The 18242-nt window shown below is 40.0% G+C and carries 18 protein-coding genes and 1 pseudogene; 6 read left to right on the forward strand and 13 right to left on the reverse strand.

What is annotated here, in order from left to right; translation table 11 throughout:
* Positions 1–40 precede the first annotated feature (40 nt).
* From OMU_RS23845 to OMU_RS03365, 5 genes and pseudogenes are all read right to left on the reverse strand, one after another.
* Positions 41–163, reverse strand: coding sequence for a hypothetical protein (locus tag OMU_RS23845; RefSeq protein WP_016178252.1), 123 nt, complete (start codon positions 161–163; stop codon positions 41–43).
* Positions 164–512: 349 nt separating this feature from the next.
* Positions 513–1307: pseudogene (gene ltrA, locus OMU_RS03350) on the reverse strand (group II intron reverse transcriptase/maturase); the annotation flags it as partial.
* 486 nt (positions 1308–1793) lie between these two features.
* Positions 1794–2324, reverse strand: a complete 531-nt coding sequence (locus OMU_RS03355; protein ID WP_016178550.1) for a 5' nucleotidase, NT5C type — start codon at positions 2322–2324, stop codon at positions 1794–1796.
* A gap of 243 nt (positions 2325–2567) precedes the next feature.
* Positions 2568–3041 carry a VOC family protein gene (locus OMU_RS03360; protein ID WP_016178551.1) on the reverse strand — a complete coding sequence of 158 codons (474 nt, stop codon included), beginning with the start codon at positions 3039–3041 and terminating at the stop codon, positions 2568–2570.
* Positions 3042–3051: 10 nt separating this feature from the next.
* Positions 3052–3468, reverse strand: a complete 417-nt coding sequence (locus OMU_RS03365; RefSeq protein ID WP_016178552.1) for a GNAT family N-acetyltransferase — start codon at positions 3466–3468, stop codon at positions 3052–3054.
* A gap of 511 nt (positions 3469–3979) precedes the next feature.
* Between OMU_RS03365 and OMU_RS03370 the strand changes: the two genes are divergently transcribed.
* From OMU_RS03370 to OMU_RS03395, 6 genes are all read left to right on the forward strand, one after another.
* Positions 3980–4318: a hypothetical protein gene (locus tag OMU_RS03370; RefSeq protein WP_227132431.1), complete on the forward strand. Its 339-nt coding sequence runs from the start codon at positions 3980–3982 to the stop codon at positions 4316–4318.
* Positions 4319–4563: 245 nt separating this feature from the next.
* A complete protein-coding gene (locus OMU_RS03375) occupies positions 4564–5220 on the forward strand; it encodes a dehydroquinate synthase/iron-containing alcohol dehydrogenase family protein (RefSeq protein ID WP_016178554.1) in 657 nt (218 codons plus the stop codon).
* A gap of 42 nt (positions 5221–5262) precedes the next feature.
* A complete protein-coding gene (locus OMU_RS03380; RefSeq protein WP_016178555.1) occupies positions 5263–5643 on the forward strand; it encodes a MerR family transcriptional regulator in 381 nt (126 codons plus the stop codon).
* 356 nt (positions 5644–5999) lie between these two features.
* Positions 6000–6428: a MarR family winged helix-turn-helix transcriptional regulator gene (locus tag OMU_RS03385; RefSeq protein WP_016178556.1), complete on the forward strand. Its 429-nt coding sequence runs from the start codon at positions 6000–6002 to the stop codon at positions 6426–6428.
* Positions 6425–6646, forward strand: a complete 222-nt coding sequence (locus OMU_RS23990) for an ATP-binding cassette domain-containing protein (RefSeq protein WP_016178557.1) — start codon at positions 6425–6427, stop codon at positions 6644–6646. The genes OMU_RS03385 and OMU_RS23990 overlap by 4 nt, the downstream gene beginning before the upstream one ends.
* A gap of 149 nt (positions 6647–6795) precedes the next feature.
* Complete coding sequence (locus OMU_RS03395; RefSeq protein ID WP_147287689.1) at positions 6796–8682, forward strand: ATP-binding cassette domain-containing protein; 1887 nt, start codon at positions 6796–6798, stop codon at positions 8680–8682.
* A gap of 38 nt (positions 8683–8720) precedes the next feature.
* On the opposite strand, the gene OMU_RS03400 is transcribed toward OMU_RS03395, so the two are convergent.
* The 8 genes from OMU_RS03400 to OMU_RS03435 form a co-directional block, all read right to left on the reverse strand.
* Positions 8721–10181: a sucrose-6-phosphate hydrolase gene (locus OMU_RS03400; RefSeq protein WP_016178559.1), complete on the reverse strand. Its 1461-nt coding sequence runs from the start codon at positions 10179–10181 to the stop codon at positions 8721–8723.
* Positions 10182–10190: 9 nt separating this feature from the next.
* On the reverse strand, positions 10191–12053 hold the full coding sequence (locus OMU_RS03405; protein WP_016178560.1) for a PTS sucrose transporter subunit IIABC: 1863 nt from the start codon (positions 12051–12053) through the stop codon (positions 10191–10193).
* Positions 12046–13761 (reverse strand): alpha-glucosidase, encoded by a 1716-nt coding sequence (locus tag OMU_RS03410; protein WP_016178561.1) that lies wholly within the window; start codon positions 13759–13761, stop codon positions 12046–12048. The genes OMU_RS03405 and OMU_RS03410 overlap by 8 nt, the downstream gene beginning before the upstream one ends.
* 55 nt (positions 13762–13816) lie before the next feature.
* Positions 13817–14815 (reverse strand): LacI family DNA-binding transcriptional regulator, encoded by a 999-nt coding sequence (locus OMU_RS03415; RefSeq protein WP_016178562.1) that lies wholly within the window; start codon positions 14813–14815, stop codon positions 13817–13819.
* Positions 14816–14949: 134 nt separating this feature from the next.
* Entirely contained in the window at positions 14950–15567 is a 618-nt protein-coding gene (locus OMU_RS03420; protein ID WP_016178563.1) for a P-loop nucleotide/nucleoside kinase family protein, read from the reverse strand.
* A gap of 1 nt (position 15568) precedes the next feature.
* The gene (locus OMU_RS03425; protein ID WP_016178564.1) at positions 15569–16435 is read right to left on the reverse strand and encodes a class II fructose-bisphosphate aldolase; all 867 of its coding nucleotides are present in this window, start codon (positions 16433–16435) and stop codon (positions 15569–15571) included.
* A gap of 30 nt (positions 16436–16465) precedes the next feature.
* Complete coding sequence (locus OMU_RS03430; RefSeq protein ID WP_016178565.1) at positions 16466–16858, reverse strand: hypothetical protein; 393 nt, start codon at positions 16856–16858, stop codon at positions 16466–16468.
* A 73-nt stretch (positions 16859–16931) separates the two neighbouring features.
* On the reverse strand, positions 16932–18215 hold the full coding sequence (locus OMU_RS03435) for a PTS sugar transporter subunit IIC (protein WP_016178566.1): 1284 nt from the start codon (positions 18213–18215) through the stop codon (positions 16932–16934).
* Between the last annotated feature and the right edge of the window lie 27 nt (positions 18216–18242).

Here is an 18242-nt window from a genome sequence, read left to right on the forward strand (position 1 = left end):
CCTTGAAACTGGATAACTCAGGTTCTTCGCTCCACTCTCGTTACAAGAGCTTCTTCACTACTACAACCCAATCTGCCCCCATGACTGCATCGGTACTCTTTTCTTGCGGGGCTTCCGCTTGAAATACTCCCTTGACATCAGCCCGTGGGTTCCCACGTTCCATATAGACGCCTATGTTATGTTCATGCCACCTTTATGCCGCCCGCCGCCTGATCAGTAAACAGGTTTCCTCCAAGCTCATCCTAGGTCAACGACTATACCCAGTTTTGACGGAATTTATACGCTTTCGACACTTCTGTGGGTGGTTCGTATGGTCACTCATCTCCATAACACACACCTGACAACTCTTGGTTGCCTTTTCCTTAACGCTCAATACCATAGCTTTTGACTACAGCACCTTAAGGTGGTTTGAAACCTCCACCTGTATGGCGGTTTCGGCAGGCCGTCTGCCATCATCTATACAGCATAGCTGCTTTGAATAGTTTATCTATTCACGCACACTTTCATGGCGCACAGTCATCGGCGTATCGAACAAATTTATGTCCTAGATTTTCTAGCACTTGATCAAATTCGTTCAGGTAGATGTTACTTAACAGGGGAGAGAGATTGCCTCCTTGGGGCGTTCCTTCTTCCGTTGTTGTGATGAGTCCATTTTCCATTACACCACTCATTAAGTATTGACGGATCAGTTTTAGGACTTGTTTGTCCTTTACTTTCCGCTCAATGAAATACATCAGCTTATCGTGATTTACGGTGTCAAAGTAGGCTTTCATATCAATGTCCACCACATATCGGTAACCTTGTTCATAATAAGATTTTGCTTTCTTCACTGCGTCATGTGCGCTGCGATTTGGGCGAAACCCATAACTATTATCTGAGAATTCTGGTTCAAATAGCGGTTGTAACACTTGATTGATTGCCTGTTGAAGCATACGATCAATAACCGTGGGAATTCCTAGTTTTCTTACACCGCCGTTTGGTTTCGGTATTTCTACTCGCAAAACAGGCTGAGGTTTATAGTTCCCTTGGCGTAAATTGGATAGTAATTCCTCGCGGTGCTCTTTCAAGTAAGGAAGCAGTTGATCGACGGTCATCCCATCTGCACCAGCCGCCCCTTTATTTCTGACTACTTGAAGGTACGCTTGATTGAGATTATTCCGCTCTAGAATTCTCCCAAACAGATTTTCTACACCATCTTGTTTCCTCTGTTCACCGCAAGAAGTGCTGCGCACTTCATCATACCCTTCGTGTTCCACACTAGCTCTTTGATGATAGCCAAGTTTTCTTGTTTTCTGCGGTCGTCGCATCTTCTCACACCTCCTAAATTATTCAAGATTCTTATTGTTCAGTCCTTCGTAACAGTCAGTGTCGTTACTACTATGACCTCGGCTGACTTCTCATGATTCACCATCATGTCGCCATGATCGTTGTGCTGGTTTGTTTTCATTCAACGCCCACAACACCCTCATGAGATCTCCCCCGGTAAGAGTGAAAACTTTCCTCCCATGTAACTGCTAGATTTACTGTATAGGTTTCGGGCAGTATTGGACTTTGTCTTGTGATGAAGACTTATCCGACCTAATTCAGCCTTGTATCTAGTTTCTGTTCGTCAGTTCAGGAGTTTGCGTCCGACTTCCTTCAGCCACAGCCTCACGATTGCCGCCTTGTCTTTCGCTAACAGTTCCTACTGCCAAGCCTGTAGTGGACTTTCACCACCAAGTTTTCACCCATGCAGGGCGCACATCGAAAAAAGCTTGAGAAGTGAATAAAATGCTTCTCAAGCTTTTAATCTGCTAATACTTACTTTCAAAATAGTTGTAGATTTCTTCCCAGCTATCCATTTTCAATTCATAAGACTCATCCGCATTGTGATGTGCTGCAAAAAGAATGCCTTGTCCTTTAAATGTCTTTAAGTGCCGCGAATGATCATCAATCAAATAATCTGCAGAAATGATAGATTTGTCACCGCAAAAAACGTAGTGGGTATCTGGAATGAATGGAAAATTCACTCTTAACCACCCATACTTTGCATTAAAGGAAGTCGGAAAATCCATCGCGGCTGTGGTAATGAACAGTTCATGCTTTTCTGATAATTTTTCCAACGCTTCTTTGGCGCCTTCAATCACAGGCAAATCAGAAAAATAGTCCGCATCCAGAATCATTTCTCGAATGTTCTCCGTATGCTCAGGACGTATATCCCGCAAATTTATCCCTGCCAAATCAGATTTAGTATAACTAGCTCCGTATTTTTCATTGTACAGTTGCAAAAGCTTCGCTGTAAAATCAGCAATAACCTCATCCATATCAATTGCGATTCGAACCATTTTATATCCTCCTAGAATTATCTTTTATCAGTATATTTTCTATGCGGATCAGCCCATAATATGACTTAATAAAAGAAAATACAAAAAAATGGGATAACCACCCTCTCAATCAATATCATCTATTTTTCTTTTAGATCACACACTTCGTTTTTTTAAAAGGGTATTTTGCATGAACCATGATAAAACAAAGAAAACTGACTTCAATCGAAAAAGAGTACCCGATTAGACAATAATTCAAAGTTCCTATAGCTTATCCAAAATATCTTTAATATACTGGGGCTCCACATCCGTTCGCTCCGCCGTTTCCTCAATGGTCAAGCCAGAATCAATGAAGCGTTTGACCACCATACTAATTTTCTCAGCGACCTCAATAATATGCTTATCCAAATCATAAAAACGCACTGCTCTTTGTCCCCAGCTATGCTCAATAACAGGATGAAGATAAACGATATCCTCTCTTTTTTCCAACAAATCAAGAAAAACATCAATGTCATCGCTTTCAAAATATAACTCACTAGCATTATTCTCAAGAATAATATCTGATTCCTTCTTATAAATAAAGTCTGCCCAACTACCTGTCGTCTGTAAGGATACCCCGCCGGTCAATTGAACATGGACACCAGCATCCACCATTACTTTCAAACCAAAAACAGAAAGATAAAAATCCTTTGCCTTTTCAATATCTTTCACTGCAATCAACGTTCCTTGATAGTCCATAATCTTCCTCCTAAACCTCTTTAATAAAAAACAGTTCCATCGGCTGTTGATAATCAGGAACTGAAAGCAATAGACCGCCCGCATCTTGATAACCTATTTGGCGATAAAAGTGCTGTGCATCCTCATCCACCTGCGTCGATGTCATCAATATTTTATAACCTAACTGCTGCATTTCGTTTTCCCAAAACTCCATTAAAACCTTTCCGAACCCTAGCCCCTGATACTTCTCAGCCACATGAAGCATCGTACAAAACGGATGCTCATCCCAAAATAGATTGTATCTCAATAGCCCCGCTGGCACACCATCAACTAATAAAACATACCCTTGTTTATCTCGAATCTTTTGTACGAATTGGTTTTCCGGCAGATGACGATCCAATGTGAGCCAAAAATCTCTGTCAATCTCTTGGACATGACGAATCTGCATGAACAGCCTCCCTCTCACTTTTCTTTCAGTATAACATTTTGCCTAGTTGAGACAATGGTGAAAGCTGACACAGGTTTGATAGTTTACAAGAATTCTTTTTTTAGCAAGATGAAATTTCAATGGACGTGGAACCTTAGCAGAATTCACTACCACTATTGATAAGCGGATAGAGTCCTAGCTAATAATATTAGAACGGCTTTTCAAAAAAATACGCTTCTTTTAACTATTCTTGGAACGCTGTTTTTCTTTACTTTAGAAGCATACAAAATTATTGTATCAACTGCTATGATGGTTTCAAAGAACAGATTGATTGAAATACAATCGAATTTTTTTGTTGACCTAAAGTTAACTCGAGGTAGTATGTTAGTTTCATACGAAAATATCTGACTCTCTTTGTCTAAATCCATCAGGAAAGAGGAATAAAATGACTAATTAAAATAAATTAACCATTATTAAAGAGAAATCTAGTAATAGTATCACCACCCAATTAGTTGCTCGCTTTAAAGAGCTTATGGAAAAAGAAACGATTTCCATCCAAATGGACGTCGTCGATTATGATGAAGAAGCGATCCAGCAGTTATCTGGAGATATTCTATTATTAAGCCTCCCGCTTATGCATGAGCTTCGTTACCTAAATCGGCTAAAGACCCGCTTTTACTTTGTTTCCTTCATTGATCCCTATGCATATGCACAAATAGACGCAAGAAGATTATTGAAGCAACTGCGAATGATTCAGCAGTTTGAGAGCGAAAAAATTAGTAAATTTCATCCAAAGAGCAGCTGGACTTATGCGGATTATTTCTTCGCCATGACACAAATGAAAAAAGAAGCAACCGCAATTAAATGCTGAGTCCATTCCCTTGATAGATTCATCAGCGTCTAGCCTTTAAGAGCACCAGCTATTTGACCTTTCTTCACTTGTGCTGTCGACATCATTGTTTCTCAGCATCACACAATCCAATTAGACATCGTGCTCTATCAAATCTAATCAAGCTTTTTTCGAATAGTTATTTTCAAGTTTGGCATATTTCTTGTTGACTTAGAGTGTACTCGAAGGCATAAGCTGAATATACAAAAAGAAAAGGGGTGTATATTGTGAAATCATCTTTATCTCAATCGCCAAAAAAAGAGGATTATCTAGGCAAGACTTTTATCATTGAGCAAAATAATACTGCGAAGGAGCGGTTCCTTTCTAATAACATTGAGTTTATTTTACACTTGGCCACCATTTATCTGGTTAAGGAGGAGCAAACTACGGTCACTGATAGATTGACAGAAGCGCTCATTCGAGATCTTATGTACACTACTTTGAAGGTAAGTATCGATCAAATCAATCAATTAGAGCCAACATCCATATTAAATACGATCAGCCACCCAGACTATTCGTGGAATGCAATGAGCCTACAAGACTACTCCTCTCTTCAAAAGATGTCTAGTGAACTTAGCTACTCTTTTAATATCTCAAAAACAGCGGCATTGAGCATTGTTTGGCCAAATTGGGCCCGTATGGTTTATTGTAAGCACGTAGAACGCTTTGTATTGTTCGCTAAAAATATCCTATCTGTTGACTCTCACAGAGGAGATAAAGAAGCTGCTTTGATGGGGATTCATGAAGTTGAAGCTTTTTTTCAAACTCTTCATTTACCGACGACTTTAGAAGACTTGGGTATTACCTCTACTGATACTGCATTTGACGACCTGGCTCAAAAAAATACTAACTCAGATATTTATACGCTCCTGAAATATTTATAGGTTTCCTCAGTCTGGTAAAATATAGGAAAGGGAGTGAAAAAGATGGGCTATAAAATCAGTGATATTTCAAAAAAAACTGGACTAAGTGCCTATACATTGCGCTTTTACGATCAAAAGGGACTATTGCCCTTCGTTGCTCGCGATAAACATGGAAGGCGTCATTTTAAGGATGAGGATTTAGCGTTTCTTTCAATTATCACTTGTTTGAAAAATACCGGAATGCAATTAAATGACATCAAAAAATTTGTCGAATGGTCAATGGATGGTGATCCAACCTATGAAAAACGGCTTGATTTTTTTACTAAGCATAAAAAAGAAGTCGAAAAACAGTTGGCTCAGACGCAAGCCTATTTGGACAAAATTGATCGTAAAATTGATAAATACACCCGACAGCATGAATCAGCATCCAAAAAAAATTTTTAATAATACAAACGAGATTTCTGCTCTTTCTTTTATAAGAAGCCGAAATCTCGTTTGTCATTTGTAGTACCTTCTTTTTAACTTGCTCTTGATTCTGTCAACAGATATTTAAAAACCAATAATAATTTTTCTATTTCTTGATAGCAGAGATTATCCGATCTTCTAAAACAAATGCACCCCTTGCTCATCAATTTTCACCTGAAAACCTCATAGTGTATCAACCAACCCAAAAATCCATGATATATCCCGTACTCTCTCCCTTACAACCAGCAAGCGAATTAATCATTTTGTCTTTTCATTTGATAATTAGTTTTAAATCAGATATAATTTCCAAATAAAAACTATTCGGGGTGATTATCATGTCTGATTTAGAAACTGCGTTGATCCAGCTACAATGTGAGCTAGTCGCTGAACGAAATCTAGTCAATCCCAACGGACTTTCATGGCTGCAATACGATATTTTAAATTTGCTGCGGCAAAAAGGCCCGGCCTCCCCTTCCCAATTGTCCGAACAGCTGCACATTCGCCCGTCAAAATTTTCCAAGGTCATTAAAGAATTAAAGCAAAAAGACTATATTACACAAGCAGTCAACCAAGAAGATGGACGGGGGTTATTAACCAGCCTGACTGAAACAGGTCTGGATTTTCTTCGAACAGTTGACGCTGGTCACACGTTTCTCTACAAAACTACCGCTCAGAATTTCTCTTCAGAAGAACAGCAGCTTTTTACCCAATTAGCGAATAAACTGATCCTTGCTCTTGAAGAAGAAAGGTCGCGAAAACAATGACGACAACAATCAATATTTTAGGCGCCAGAAGCAACAACCTACAAAATGTTTCTGTTACTATCCCAAAAGGAAAAATCACAGTAGTTACAGGACTTTCTGGTTCAGGAAAATCATCTTTAGTTTTTGACACTTTAGCAGCTGAATCACAGCGATTGCTGAATGAGACTTACTCAAGCTATGTTCAGCAAATGCTCCCCACTATGTACGCCCTATCGTAGATAAAATTGAAAATCTCCCGATCTCGATCGTAATAGATCAGAAAAAAATTGGCGGAAATATCCGCTCAACTGTGGGGACCACTACTGATATTTATACTTCCCTGCGTTTACTTTATTCACGAATCGCTCAGCCTTTTATTGGTTATTCTATGATCTATTCTTTTAATCATCCAGCTGGCATGTGTCAAAGCTGTCAGGGAACGGGTGAAAGTTTAACCTTTGATTTGAATAAACTGATTGATTTTGATCGTTCCCTCGCTGAAGGCGCCATCTGCTTTCCTACTTTCCAACCAGGCGGCTGGCGCTTGACTCGGTATACCGAATCCGGTTATTTCGACAATCATAAAAAAATAAAAGACTTCTCTTCTGCTGAGTTGGAAAAGTTGCTTTACGATAAAGGCAGTAAACCGGCGAATGCGACCGATAAATTCCCTAAAACGGGCCTTTATACCGGAGTAATTAATCGTATTCAAAAGACCGTAATTGAAAAAGGCGCGAAACAATACCAAAAGGATATCGATCGAGTGACCACATCCGTAGTGTGTCCTGAGTGTCAAGGTACACGGGTGAACGCGCTTGTTCGTTCGGCGACAATCAACGATTTATCCATCGCTGATTGTGTTAACATGCCGATTCAAGATCTACTAGCTTTTTTAGACACTGTTCATGATAAGCAGGTTGCTACCATTTTAATTGATTTGAAGAACCGTCTGAAAACGATGATATCTGTTGGCTTAGACTATTTAACTCTTGGAAGAACCACCAGTACTCTTTCCGGAGGAGAATCCCAAAGGCTAAAAATGACGAAACATCTAAATAGTTCACTCGCCGATGTGTTGTATATTTTCGATGAACCCAGTGTTGGTCTGCATCCTGAAGATATTATTGGAATTAGCAAGATTTTTTCACGTTTAAAAGAAAAAGGTAATACTGTCGTTTTGGTCGACCACGATCCAGATATTATCAAAATGGCTGATTTCATCATTGATTTAGGACCCGGTGCAGGTTCAAAGGGCGGCCAAATCACCTTTCAAGGAAGTTATACCAAATTTTTAAATACTGACACGTTAACCGCACAATCGTTAAATGAACCTCATCAGTTTAAACTGCACAAGAAAGACTATTCAGAGTTTTATAGTTTGGAAGATGTCAGTGCCTTCAACATCAAGAATCAATCAGTCCAGCTTCCTAAAGGAGCACTAACGGTGGTTTCTGGTTTAGCGGGTTCTGGAAAAAGTACGTTGATTCGAAAACTTTTTATGGAAAAATATCCAGAAGCAATTGCCTTCGATCAGACACCTATCCGTGGAAGCAATCGTTCGAATTTATTGACTTATCTTGGAATGTTTGATGTTATCCGCCAAGAATATGCGAAATTTTCGGGAAAACCAGCTTCTCTATTTACTTTCAACGGCGCTGGCGCTTGCCCTGAATGTAAGGGCAAAGGCTATATCAACTATGACTTAGCTTACATGGGGGATGTTCGGCAAGAATGCGAAAAATGTCACGGAACAAGATACAACGAGGAAGCATTGTCCTATAGTTGGAAAGGCTACAATATTGACGAATTTTTTCAACTAACAGTCGCCGAAGCTAATGAACTAATTGCTATTCCTGAAATCAGAAACACGCTAGAGGTTCTAGTTGAAGCTAATTTGGCCTATATTCCCTTGGGACAAAGTCTAGATACTTTATCAGGTGGAGAACGACAACGTTTAAAAATCGCAACGATGCTACTGCAAAAGGACTCGTTAGCTTCAACAATTTTTATCTTAGATGAACCTAGTACTGGACTGCATGAAAGTGATATTAAAAGTTTACTAAAGCTTTTAGACAAGTTAAAAGAATTTGGCAAAACCCTAATCGTTTTAGAACATAATTTATCGATGATTAGTCAGGCCGATTGGGTTATTGATATGGGTCCACGTGGTGGTATGAACGGTGGAGAAATTCTGTTTCAGGGCTATTTACCAGAGCTTTTAGAGTGTAAGAAATCTTATACCGCCAAACATTTGAAGAATTTTATTGATGAATAAAGGAAGCGATGATTGAGAGCACTCAACCATCGCTTCCTTTATTTTTCTAGTGAATAGTAGGTTATTGAAATATTCTTAGTACCTTTGACTACTAATTCCTTCTGATTCTCTTCTGGATAGTAGTTCGCAGTTAGAACCCTCTCCCCATGATTGATAAATATTTCGCAGGTTGACTGGTCTACAAAAATGGAGAGTCTCATCGCTTCACTTGGAGCTACTAAACTTTCTCGGATTTCACCGAACGCGAGATTCAACGGATAGTGAGTGTTTCTGCGATCCAATTGAAGCTTCCCCTCTTCAGTATCATAGCTCAAAATCAGAGCATACATATCTGTTTTATCTGAAAATAAATGAATCTCTCCATGACTATTTTTAGGAATTATTAGCTGTAACTCATAACAATTATTAGTCGTCTTTCGTAACTGCTCTGTCGGTTCTAAAATAAAGGTTTCCTTTGTTTTTCTTAGTTGCTTCGTTTCAGCTATAGGATATTGATAGAGCTTTCCCTTTTTTAGCGTTAGCTCTTTGATCAAACTCAAACTGTGTGCCCAGCCCTCGTTAAAGGTTGGATAGTCCATTTCTGGTAATCCGATCCAGCCAACACTCAAGCAACGTCCATCCGGCGCATTGAACGCTTGCGTCGCATATAAATCAAAACCTTCGTCTAGCAACTGTTGCTGGAGTGGATGTTCTAGTCGATTTTCTTCTATTATATAATCCTCAGCCAAAATATACGTATTTGGATAAACATTTTGATATTCTAATACACTCTTGTCCATGCCTTGTGGACAAAACAGCAGTGCCACCTTGCCATCAATAAAAAGCAGATTAGGACATTCTACCATAAAACCTAAATCTTGATTGAGCGCTAATGGGCCTCGGTATGTCCAATCAATTAAATTTTGACTACGGCAAATCAGAATGTTGCCTTTTTCGTCATTCGTTTGTCCACCAATCACCATCAGATACTCATCTTCGTATTGAATGATCTGAGGGTCGCGAAAATGCGCAGTGTAGCCAAGAGGAGGAGCTGAAATCAATGGCATTTCTAGCTTAGTGACCGTTCCATTGTTATTCATCCAAGCACCTAATTGGTAACTATGACGTTCCCAGGTCTCATCTCTAACATTTCCGGTATAGGCTAAAAAAAGTTTTTCTTCTACCGGAATGGCACTTCCTGAATAAACACCATGAGAATCGTACACCGAATCCGGCTCTAACGCCGGACCTTCTACTTCCCAATGAACCAAATCTTTTGAGGTGATATGAAACCAAGATTTTAACCCATGGATGGCACCGAAGGGAAACGATTGATAAAACAAATGCCATTTCCCATTAGAATAACTAAATCCATTAGGGTCATTTAATAATCCTGTCTCTGGCTGAACATGATAGTTCAATCGCCATTTTGAAGCAGTGATCTTCCTTTTTAAATCCTTGACATATTCCTCAGACCATTCTTGATATGGGCGATAACGTGCCGCTTGTGTCCATTTCATCGTATTCACCTATGATCCTAAAATTGGTAACACATAATCCTGATTGTATTCCAATCCTGAAATGGCTTCTTTTGAATCGGTGATAATCACCATCACAGTTGCATCTTTTCCTTTAACTTCGATCTGGTTTAGATCAATCGTTCCGATTACTTGTCCTTGTTGCAGTGTTTCTCCTTCTTTAATAGTCAATGTGAAGGGTTCGCCATTTAAATCAACCGTATCGATTCCTAAATGAAGCAGCAATTCCATCCCATCATCGGCAACTATTCCGATCGCATGTTTTGTTGGTGCAATCATTTTTACTATACCCGATATAGGTGCCTTGATTGTTCCATCACTTGGTAAGACCGCAAAGCCTTCCCCCATCATTTTACTGGCGAAAACCTGATCATCCACTTCAGAAATTGGAATAATTTCACCTTCGATGGGTGAATAAACTTTCCCATTCGTCTTTTTAGCTTGTGCGTTTGAAGCAACAGCGTCCTTCTCTTTTTTAATAACAAATAAATTCGTTAACGCAAAGGCCAGAATAAAGGTACCGATGCCTACTAACACATATGTGATCACTTGGTAAGGCTCATAGATATACATCAGTGGTGATAATAGAACCGCTAATCCATAGCTGTTGGCTTGAATTCCCAATAAAGATAACACCATGCCACCGACTGCGGAGCTTCCTAACATGACTAATATCGCTTTCATTCCTGTTCGCATCACCACACCGAACAGCGCAGGTTCACTAACACCCAGCATTTGAGTAACCGTGGCCGAAATCCCAGCCGTTTTCACAGAAGTATTACGCGTTCTTAAAGCAATTGCTAAACAAACCGCCGCATTGGCAAAACCATACATCGCACAAACCGTAATCAACGGATTGAAACCGGTTGTCGCTATTAAAGAGGTTTCTATCATGATAAACATATGGTGCATCCCCGTCATGACGGCAATTGGATATAAGAAACCAATGATCAAACCGCCGATTCCTAATGGCAGATGCAGGAACATTTCAATTACTTTTACCGCCTGTCCTTCAAAGGCATGAACGATTGGGCCTAGGACGAATAAAGCAACAAAGACAGAGATTAGGATTACTAGAAATGGCGTGAAAATCAAATCCATCGCATTGGGCATGTTTTTTCGTAATTTTTTCTCTAACGTGGCGCCAATCATTCCAGTGATCAAGGCAGTCAGGATCGAGCCTTGATAGCCAACTAACGGAATTACACCGAAAGCCATAATTGGTTCAGCGGTTCCACCTGCAACTGCATAAGCATTGGGTAAAGCCGGAGAAACCAGCATCAATCCGATCAAAAAGCCAATGATCGGTAATCCGCCTAATTTTTTAAACGCAGACCAGCAGATAAAAGCGGTTAAAAAGCCAAAAGCCGTATCGGTTAAAATCGTCACTGACGCACTCAACCATTCGGGAATACTATTCGGCGTCAGTCCCATTACACGAAGAACGGTTTCATTGAAGAGTACGCCCTTTAGTCCTAAGAAGAGACCTGTCGCTCCCAGAATTGGGATGATTGGAACAAAGATATCCGCAATATTCCGAACAGCTCGCTGCAACGGCGAAGCTTCGTCTTTTGCTATTTGATCTTTCGAAACTTCATTGAAAGAGTAAGTCTTTTGTAGCGCAGCATAAACCTTATTGACAATCCCTGTACCTAAAATAATTTGATATTGTCCCGCATTATAGAAAACACCTTTGACCTCTTCCACCTGCTCTACTTGACTGTCATCGATTGCTTTACGGTCTTTTACTTGCAGGCGCAAGCGGGTCGCGCAGTGTGTAGCAGAGACGATATTATCCTCTCCTACAACTGCGACAAGTTTTTCAGCTATTTCTTGATAATTTGTTTTAGTCATGATTGCCACCCTTTCTGATTACAACGGCTTGATAAGGTTTTAAAATTTTTGCATGATTCTGTTCTGTCAATTCTGGATAATTGTTTAATAAAACTTCACCAACGGCTTCAATTATTTGTTCTTGATTGCTTAGATTGACAAAAATTTGAAGCGTCTTTTCTCCTGATCGCTCGTAACCAATAACGGCATCGGCGGTTTCCAGTGGCGTAAATTGGCCATAGATCAATGCATTACGATAGACTGAACGGTTTCGCAATTGAATCATTTGTTGATAATAGGAGTAGATTGACTCTGGTCGTTGTACCTGGTCCGCTGCGTTCACTTCGATCTGATCCCCTGTCAGCTTCAACCAAGTTTTGTTCGATTTACTAAAACCAGCATTTTCTGAAGCGTCCCATTGAAACGGCGTACGCGTATTATCTCTAGAACGATGATTTACAAAATTCATGGCCTCCTCTTCGGAAAAGCCTTCCATAATCGAACGATGATAATTATCAATACTAGAGACATCATTGAAGTCTTCAATTGATTCTCGTTGAAAATTCTTCATCCCGATTTCCTGCCCCTGATAGATAAACGGGGTTCCTCGTAAAAAGAAGAAAAGAGTCCCTAATGCTTTCGCCCCAATCTCATTTTGATACGTTTCATCGGTAATGTATTTTGATAATGAACGGGGCTGGTCATGATTTTCTAAAAAGTTCGCGCCCCATCCGCTATTTTGAATCGCTGTTTGACTTTTGAACAATAATTCCTTCAAATCCTGCGGCTCCCAATTTGTGCGACGGAACCATTCGCTGCCATTTTCTACATCAATGTCGGCATAATGGAAATCAAAGATCATATTGAAGTAGCCATCTTCACCAATATATTGATCGTATTGGTCATAAGGCACACCGGGAGCTTCCCCAACACTGACGCATTCATACTTTTGGAAAGTCTCGCGGTTCAATTCCGCTAAGAACGTTTCAATTCCGGGACGATTTCGTGTTTTGTGCTTCACACTGCTTAAGCCATCGTTGCCGTCAATCGGCGCATTTCCGTAATCCTGATCCTTCTTAATGAACGTGATCGAATCAATTCGAAAACCGGCAATCCCCTTTTCCAACCACCAGTTGATCATTTCGTAGATTTCTTGTCTCAGCTCTGGATTTTCCCAGTTCAGATCCGGCTGCTTCTTATCAAAGGTGTGGAAATAGTACATATTCTCCTCGTTTTGCACAGGCTCCCAGACGCTGCCACCGAAGATCGAGCGCCAGTTGTTTGGCGGATTTCCCGCTTCACCTGATTTGAAAATATAGTAATCACGATAAGGACTGTTGGAATCCGTTAAAGCTGTCTGGAACCATGCATGTTCATCTGAAGAATGATTCACAACTAGATCAAGAATTAACTTGATGCCTTTTATTTTTGCGGCTTCGATTAATTCCGTTAGATCCTCCATCGTACCAAATTCTACCTGTATACCTTTATAATCAGCTATATCGTAGCCATTATCAACCATTGGCGAAGTAAAAATCGGACAAATCCACAGCATGGTCACCCCAAGGTTCGATAAATAGTCTAGCTTCTGCGTAATTCCTTTGATATCACCAATCCCATCGCCGTCACTATCGTAAAAACTTTTCGGGTAAATCTGATAGACCACTTCTTCTTTCCAAAAGCTTTGTTCTTCGGATAATATCTTTTCTTTGTTCAAAACGGTTTCCATCTTACGTTGCTCCTTTTGTGGTATCGATACCATATTTATTTTAAGAAAAACCTGCTTATGCAGATTTTCGTTCGATTAATTTTAATACTAATTCAGATGTATCCACTCGATAATCTTTTTCTTCCATTCGAGCAATCAACCAATTCGTTGCTTCACGCCCCAAAGCCTCAATCGGCTGTGCGATGGTTGTCAAAGGTACCGCCAGCATCCCAGTGAATGGTTGATTATCAAAACCCATGATTGCCAAATCCTCTGGTACCTGTTTTCCCTGTTCCAAATACCGCTGCAAAATACCGCTGGCTACTTCATCACTACTGGTGAATACCGCATTAGGACGGTTTTCCTCAGGCAAAGCCAACAGCTTATCCGCCACCTGCTTACCATCTTCAATCGTGTGCACTTGCTTAAAAATCCAGTCAATTTTCATCGGTAGTTGGTGCTCATTTAAAGCCCGTTCAAATCCTTCAGTCCGAGAATTCCCATGTCCCCCGCGGGTTAATGTACCTCCCGTACAATAAGCGATTTTTTTATAGCCTTTATTAATCAAATACTCAGTCGCTTCAAAACTCGCTGCTTCTTGGTTCGTGAATACCTGAGGCAAATCAGATCCTGGTATCTCCTCATTACATAAAACAATCGGACCATATTCGCGATACGCTTCAATATTTTTTGGATCGCCTTCGATCGAGCACATAATCAAACCAGCGATCACTTGCTGTTTCAGCATTTCCAGCATATTTGTTTCAGCTTTCTTATCATCATAGGTCTGCATAACCAGAACGTTATACCCGTGTGATCGCGCACTCTTTTCGATCGAATCAACCAAGTGTGAAAAGAACGGGTTAGCAATCCGTGACACAAGGATACCAATCATTGTCCCTTTTTTTGATCTCAGTTGAGTCGCTACTGAACTAGGAGTATAATCCAATTCCGCCATCGCTGCTTGAATTCGTTTGCGTTTGTCTTCAGAAATGTAGGGATGATGATTCAAGTATCGAGAAACTGTTGACACAGATAACCCTGCTTTTTTTGCGACATCCTTAATAGTTGCCAATAACTCACCGCCTTGTGGTATCGATTTCATAATTATCATACGATGAATATTTTTGATTGTCAATAGGATTTATTAAAGAAATAATTTTATCAACCTTAGAACGATCCGTTTAAAAAGAACCGTTGAATATTTAATCAACGGTTCTTCGCGATTCGCTCAGTTAGTTCTTTCAAAAATGGTTCATAGTCAACTTTTGAAAAATCAGTCACATCAAACTCGATCAAGCTGCCTAATTGAAAATTGTTATAGTCTCGGGTTTTAATGATTTCATAGAAAGCTTCTTTTGTAATCAAATTATCTGCCTTGCTTCGATCCGCCAACTGGTCACCAAAATGATAATGCGTCATAATGTGACTCAAATGACGATCAGGCTCAATATCACGAAGCTTTCTGCGTTCCCATAATACATCAAAATCAGCAACCAATCGGATAGTGATTGGTTCATAGTTGTATTGATTGGCTAAAGCACTCAGCTGATCCTTTTGCTTCTCGCTAAAGGGATATTCGGAAACAACGATCCGTTTCCCAGCACCCATATACAAGGCCAAAGCACTGTAATAAAATGCCCAAACCTTTTTTTCTAGTTCCTTCTTCTCATCCAGATTATCAAAACCGATTTGATCCGCGAAAATTTCTTTTCCTTCATCTGGTGTGATCAGAAAAAAATCTCCTAGTGCATGCCGCATTTCATTAATTAAATAAGATTTTCCAGTTGCTGGACTTCCTGCGATCAAAATCAAATACTTCTTCATGTTATTTTTGCATCGCCAAGGGACTATCAACGTTCATGAATAGTCCGATTTTATGCTTAACGATTTCTTTGACCGCTTGATTTGCAGGAATGACGTTATGGCGCAGTGATTTGTTTACTTCGGTTTCGCCAAAGGACTCTTTTGCGACTTTTGTCCAATTAACTAGCAATTCGGTTCCTACATTGAATTTTCGGATTCCGTTATTGATTAATTCTGGATAATCTTCCTCTTTTACACCTGTACCGCCATGAATCACCAACGGAATATCAACTACTGCATGGATCTCTTTTAACAATGGAATATTGACCTCTGTTTTAGATTTAAATTGTCCATGATTGGTACCGATAGCAATTGCAAGGGCGTCGATGTCTGTTTGCTTAACAAATTCCACCGCATCTGCTGGTTTCGTATAGACCTTGTCATTTTCAGCTACAGAGATTCCTTCCTCTGTTCCGCCGATGGTCCCTAACTCGCCTTCAACAGAAACGCCATTAGCATGAGCGTACTCCACAACTGCTTTTGTTTTGGCGATGTTTTCTTTAAATGGTAGATGTGAGCCATCGTACATGACACTTGAGTATCCTGCATCGATCGCTGCCTTGATCTCGTTGAAATCTCTGGCATGATCCAAGTGCAAAGCAACATCCACCATTTCAGTATTGGCAATTTCTTTTACTACTGCCACCATCACATCGTAACCAATATATTTTGCTGTATCAATGCTGGTTTGAATGATAATAGGTGAACCCATCTCCTTCGCTGCGCGGATCATTTCCGGCAGCATTTCCAAGTTATGGGTATTAAATGCCCCAATGGTCATATTTAAATCTTCTGCAATCTGTGTAACTTCTTTTAGTGTTTTGTACATTTATCGAATACCTTCTTTTCTTTTGATTGATTAGCCGCTAATCGTGACTTTTTTAGCAATTTGACGCATTTCATCCATCTTATTCATGTATTTATCGATGCCCGCATCATCCCCATTTCGCGCGGCTTCCGCCCGTTTTGCGTTATAAAGACTCATTAATTTTTTATACCCGTCACCAATGGACAGCTTATAGTCTAAACTTTTTTCTAAACTTTCGATGGCTGAATCCACCTCTTCTAATTTGGCATAATTCAAGCCAAGTTTTTCATATAGTTTAGCTAAATCATCTGTTTGTTTTGCTTCTGCGATTTTTGCCATTAATTGCTGGTTTTCCTCGGTTATACTGTCCATTTCTTGAAGTGAAAGCTCAATCTTTTGTTCCGTCTTTTCAAGTTTGTCTTTTTTCTTAAAGAAACTAAACATAAATCCACCTCCTATTTTTTATGCTTTATATTTCTGCCGCTACTGAGATAACGACTCGTTACTGGTAAACTAATTAAAACATTTTCAAAATCGGGCTAAGAATCCAAGCATAAAGTAATGCTGCCGCAACGGTATCTACGTCGGTTGCAGTCGCGTTGACAAAGCCCATTTGATTGAAGATTGTTACTAAAAGTGCTGGTAGTAAGGTAATGAAGAAGCCATGGGCGATCCCGCCAATAATCGCTCCTCGACGTCCACCAGCCGCATTTCCGAAAATCCCCGCCGTGCCTCCAGCAAAGAAGTTAGTCAGCATACCTGGTAAAATCATTGCCAAACCAAATGTCGGCAAAACAAACATGGCGATGATTGTTCCGATTGTTGTCGTGATGAATCCTAAAATTACTGCATTCGGTGAATACGGGAAAAATACTGGACAATCCAGAGCCGGGATCGCATTCGGTACCAATTTCATCGCAATTCCGCGGAAGGCTGGAACAATTTCTCCTAATAGCAAACGAACACCTGATAGCAAAACATAGACTCCGACAACAAATTGAATGGCTTGTAAGAAGGCAAACATTAAATAATGTTGTGCGCCATGATTACCAATGCCTGGTCCAGCAAAGGCTGCTGTGATGATGTATAGCGGAACCATCACGACCATCACTGACAAATACGTATCTTGTAAAAACTCAAAAGATTTTGGCAAATTGATATCTTCGATTGATTTTTTATTTTCACCACGTTCACCAAAGATATACGCCACACCTGCTTCAAACATGTAACCGATCGTACAGAAATGTCCTAATGCGATATCATTTGATCCCGTGATTTTACGAATAATTGGTTGAGCGATCGCTGGCATTGCTACTGCAAAGATTGCTCCGACGATACTACCAACAATGATCAGAACCAACCCTCTCAAACCGGCAAAGTACCCAAAAACTGTAGTCATCGTCGCCATCCATAAAATCGCTTGTCCAGTTAAGAAAATATATTTCCATTTTGTAAAGCGGGCAATCAAGATATTCACGATAAAAATACCTAGAAAGGTTAAGGCAATATCACGTCCCAAGCCTAACTCATTCATTGCTTGCCCGTTAATAGCTTCAATAGATGGAATAATTCCCTGCATGTGAAAGCCCGCAGTAAAAATTTCTCCAAAATAAGTCAAACTGCCAACAATAATACTGGAACCAGCACTCAATACTTGGAATCCAAGCAAAGTTTTTAGGGTTCCTGAAACCACTTGACCCGCAGATTTTTTCTGCAAACATAGCCCTAGCATCGCGATCAAAGCAATTGTGATCGATGCCTGTGTCAAGATATTCTCGATGATAAAATTAATAACTCCCATTTGTTTCGCTCCTTATTCATATTAATG

Origin of the sequence: Enterococcus avium ATCC 14025, from assembly GCF_000406965.1 — a bacterium.
In the GTDB taxonomy this organism is placed as follows: Bacteria; Bacillota; Bacilli; order Lactobacillales; family Enterococcaceae; genus Enterococcus_A; species Enterococcus_A avium.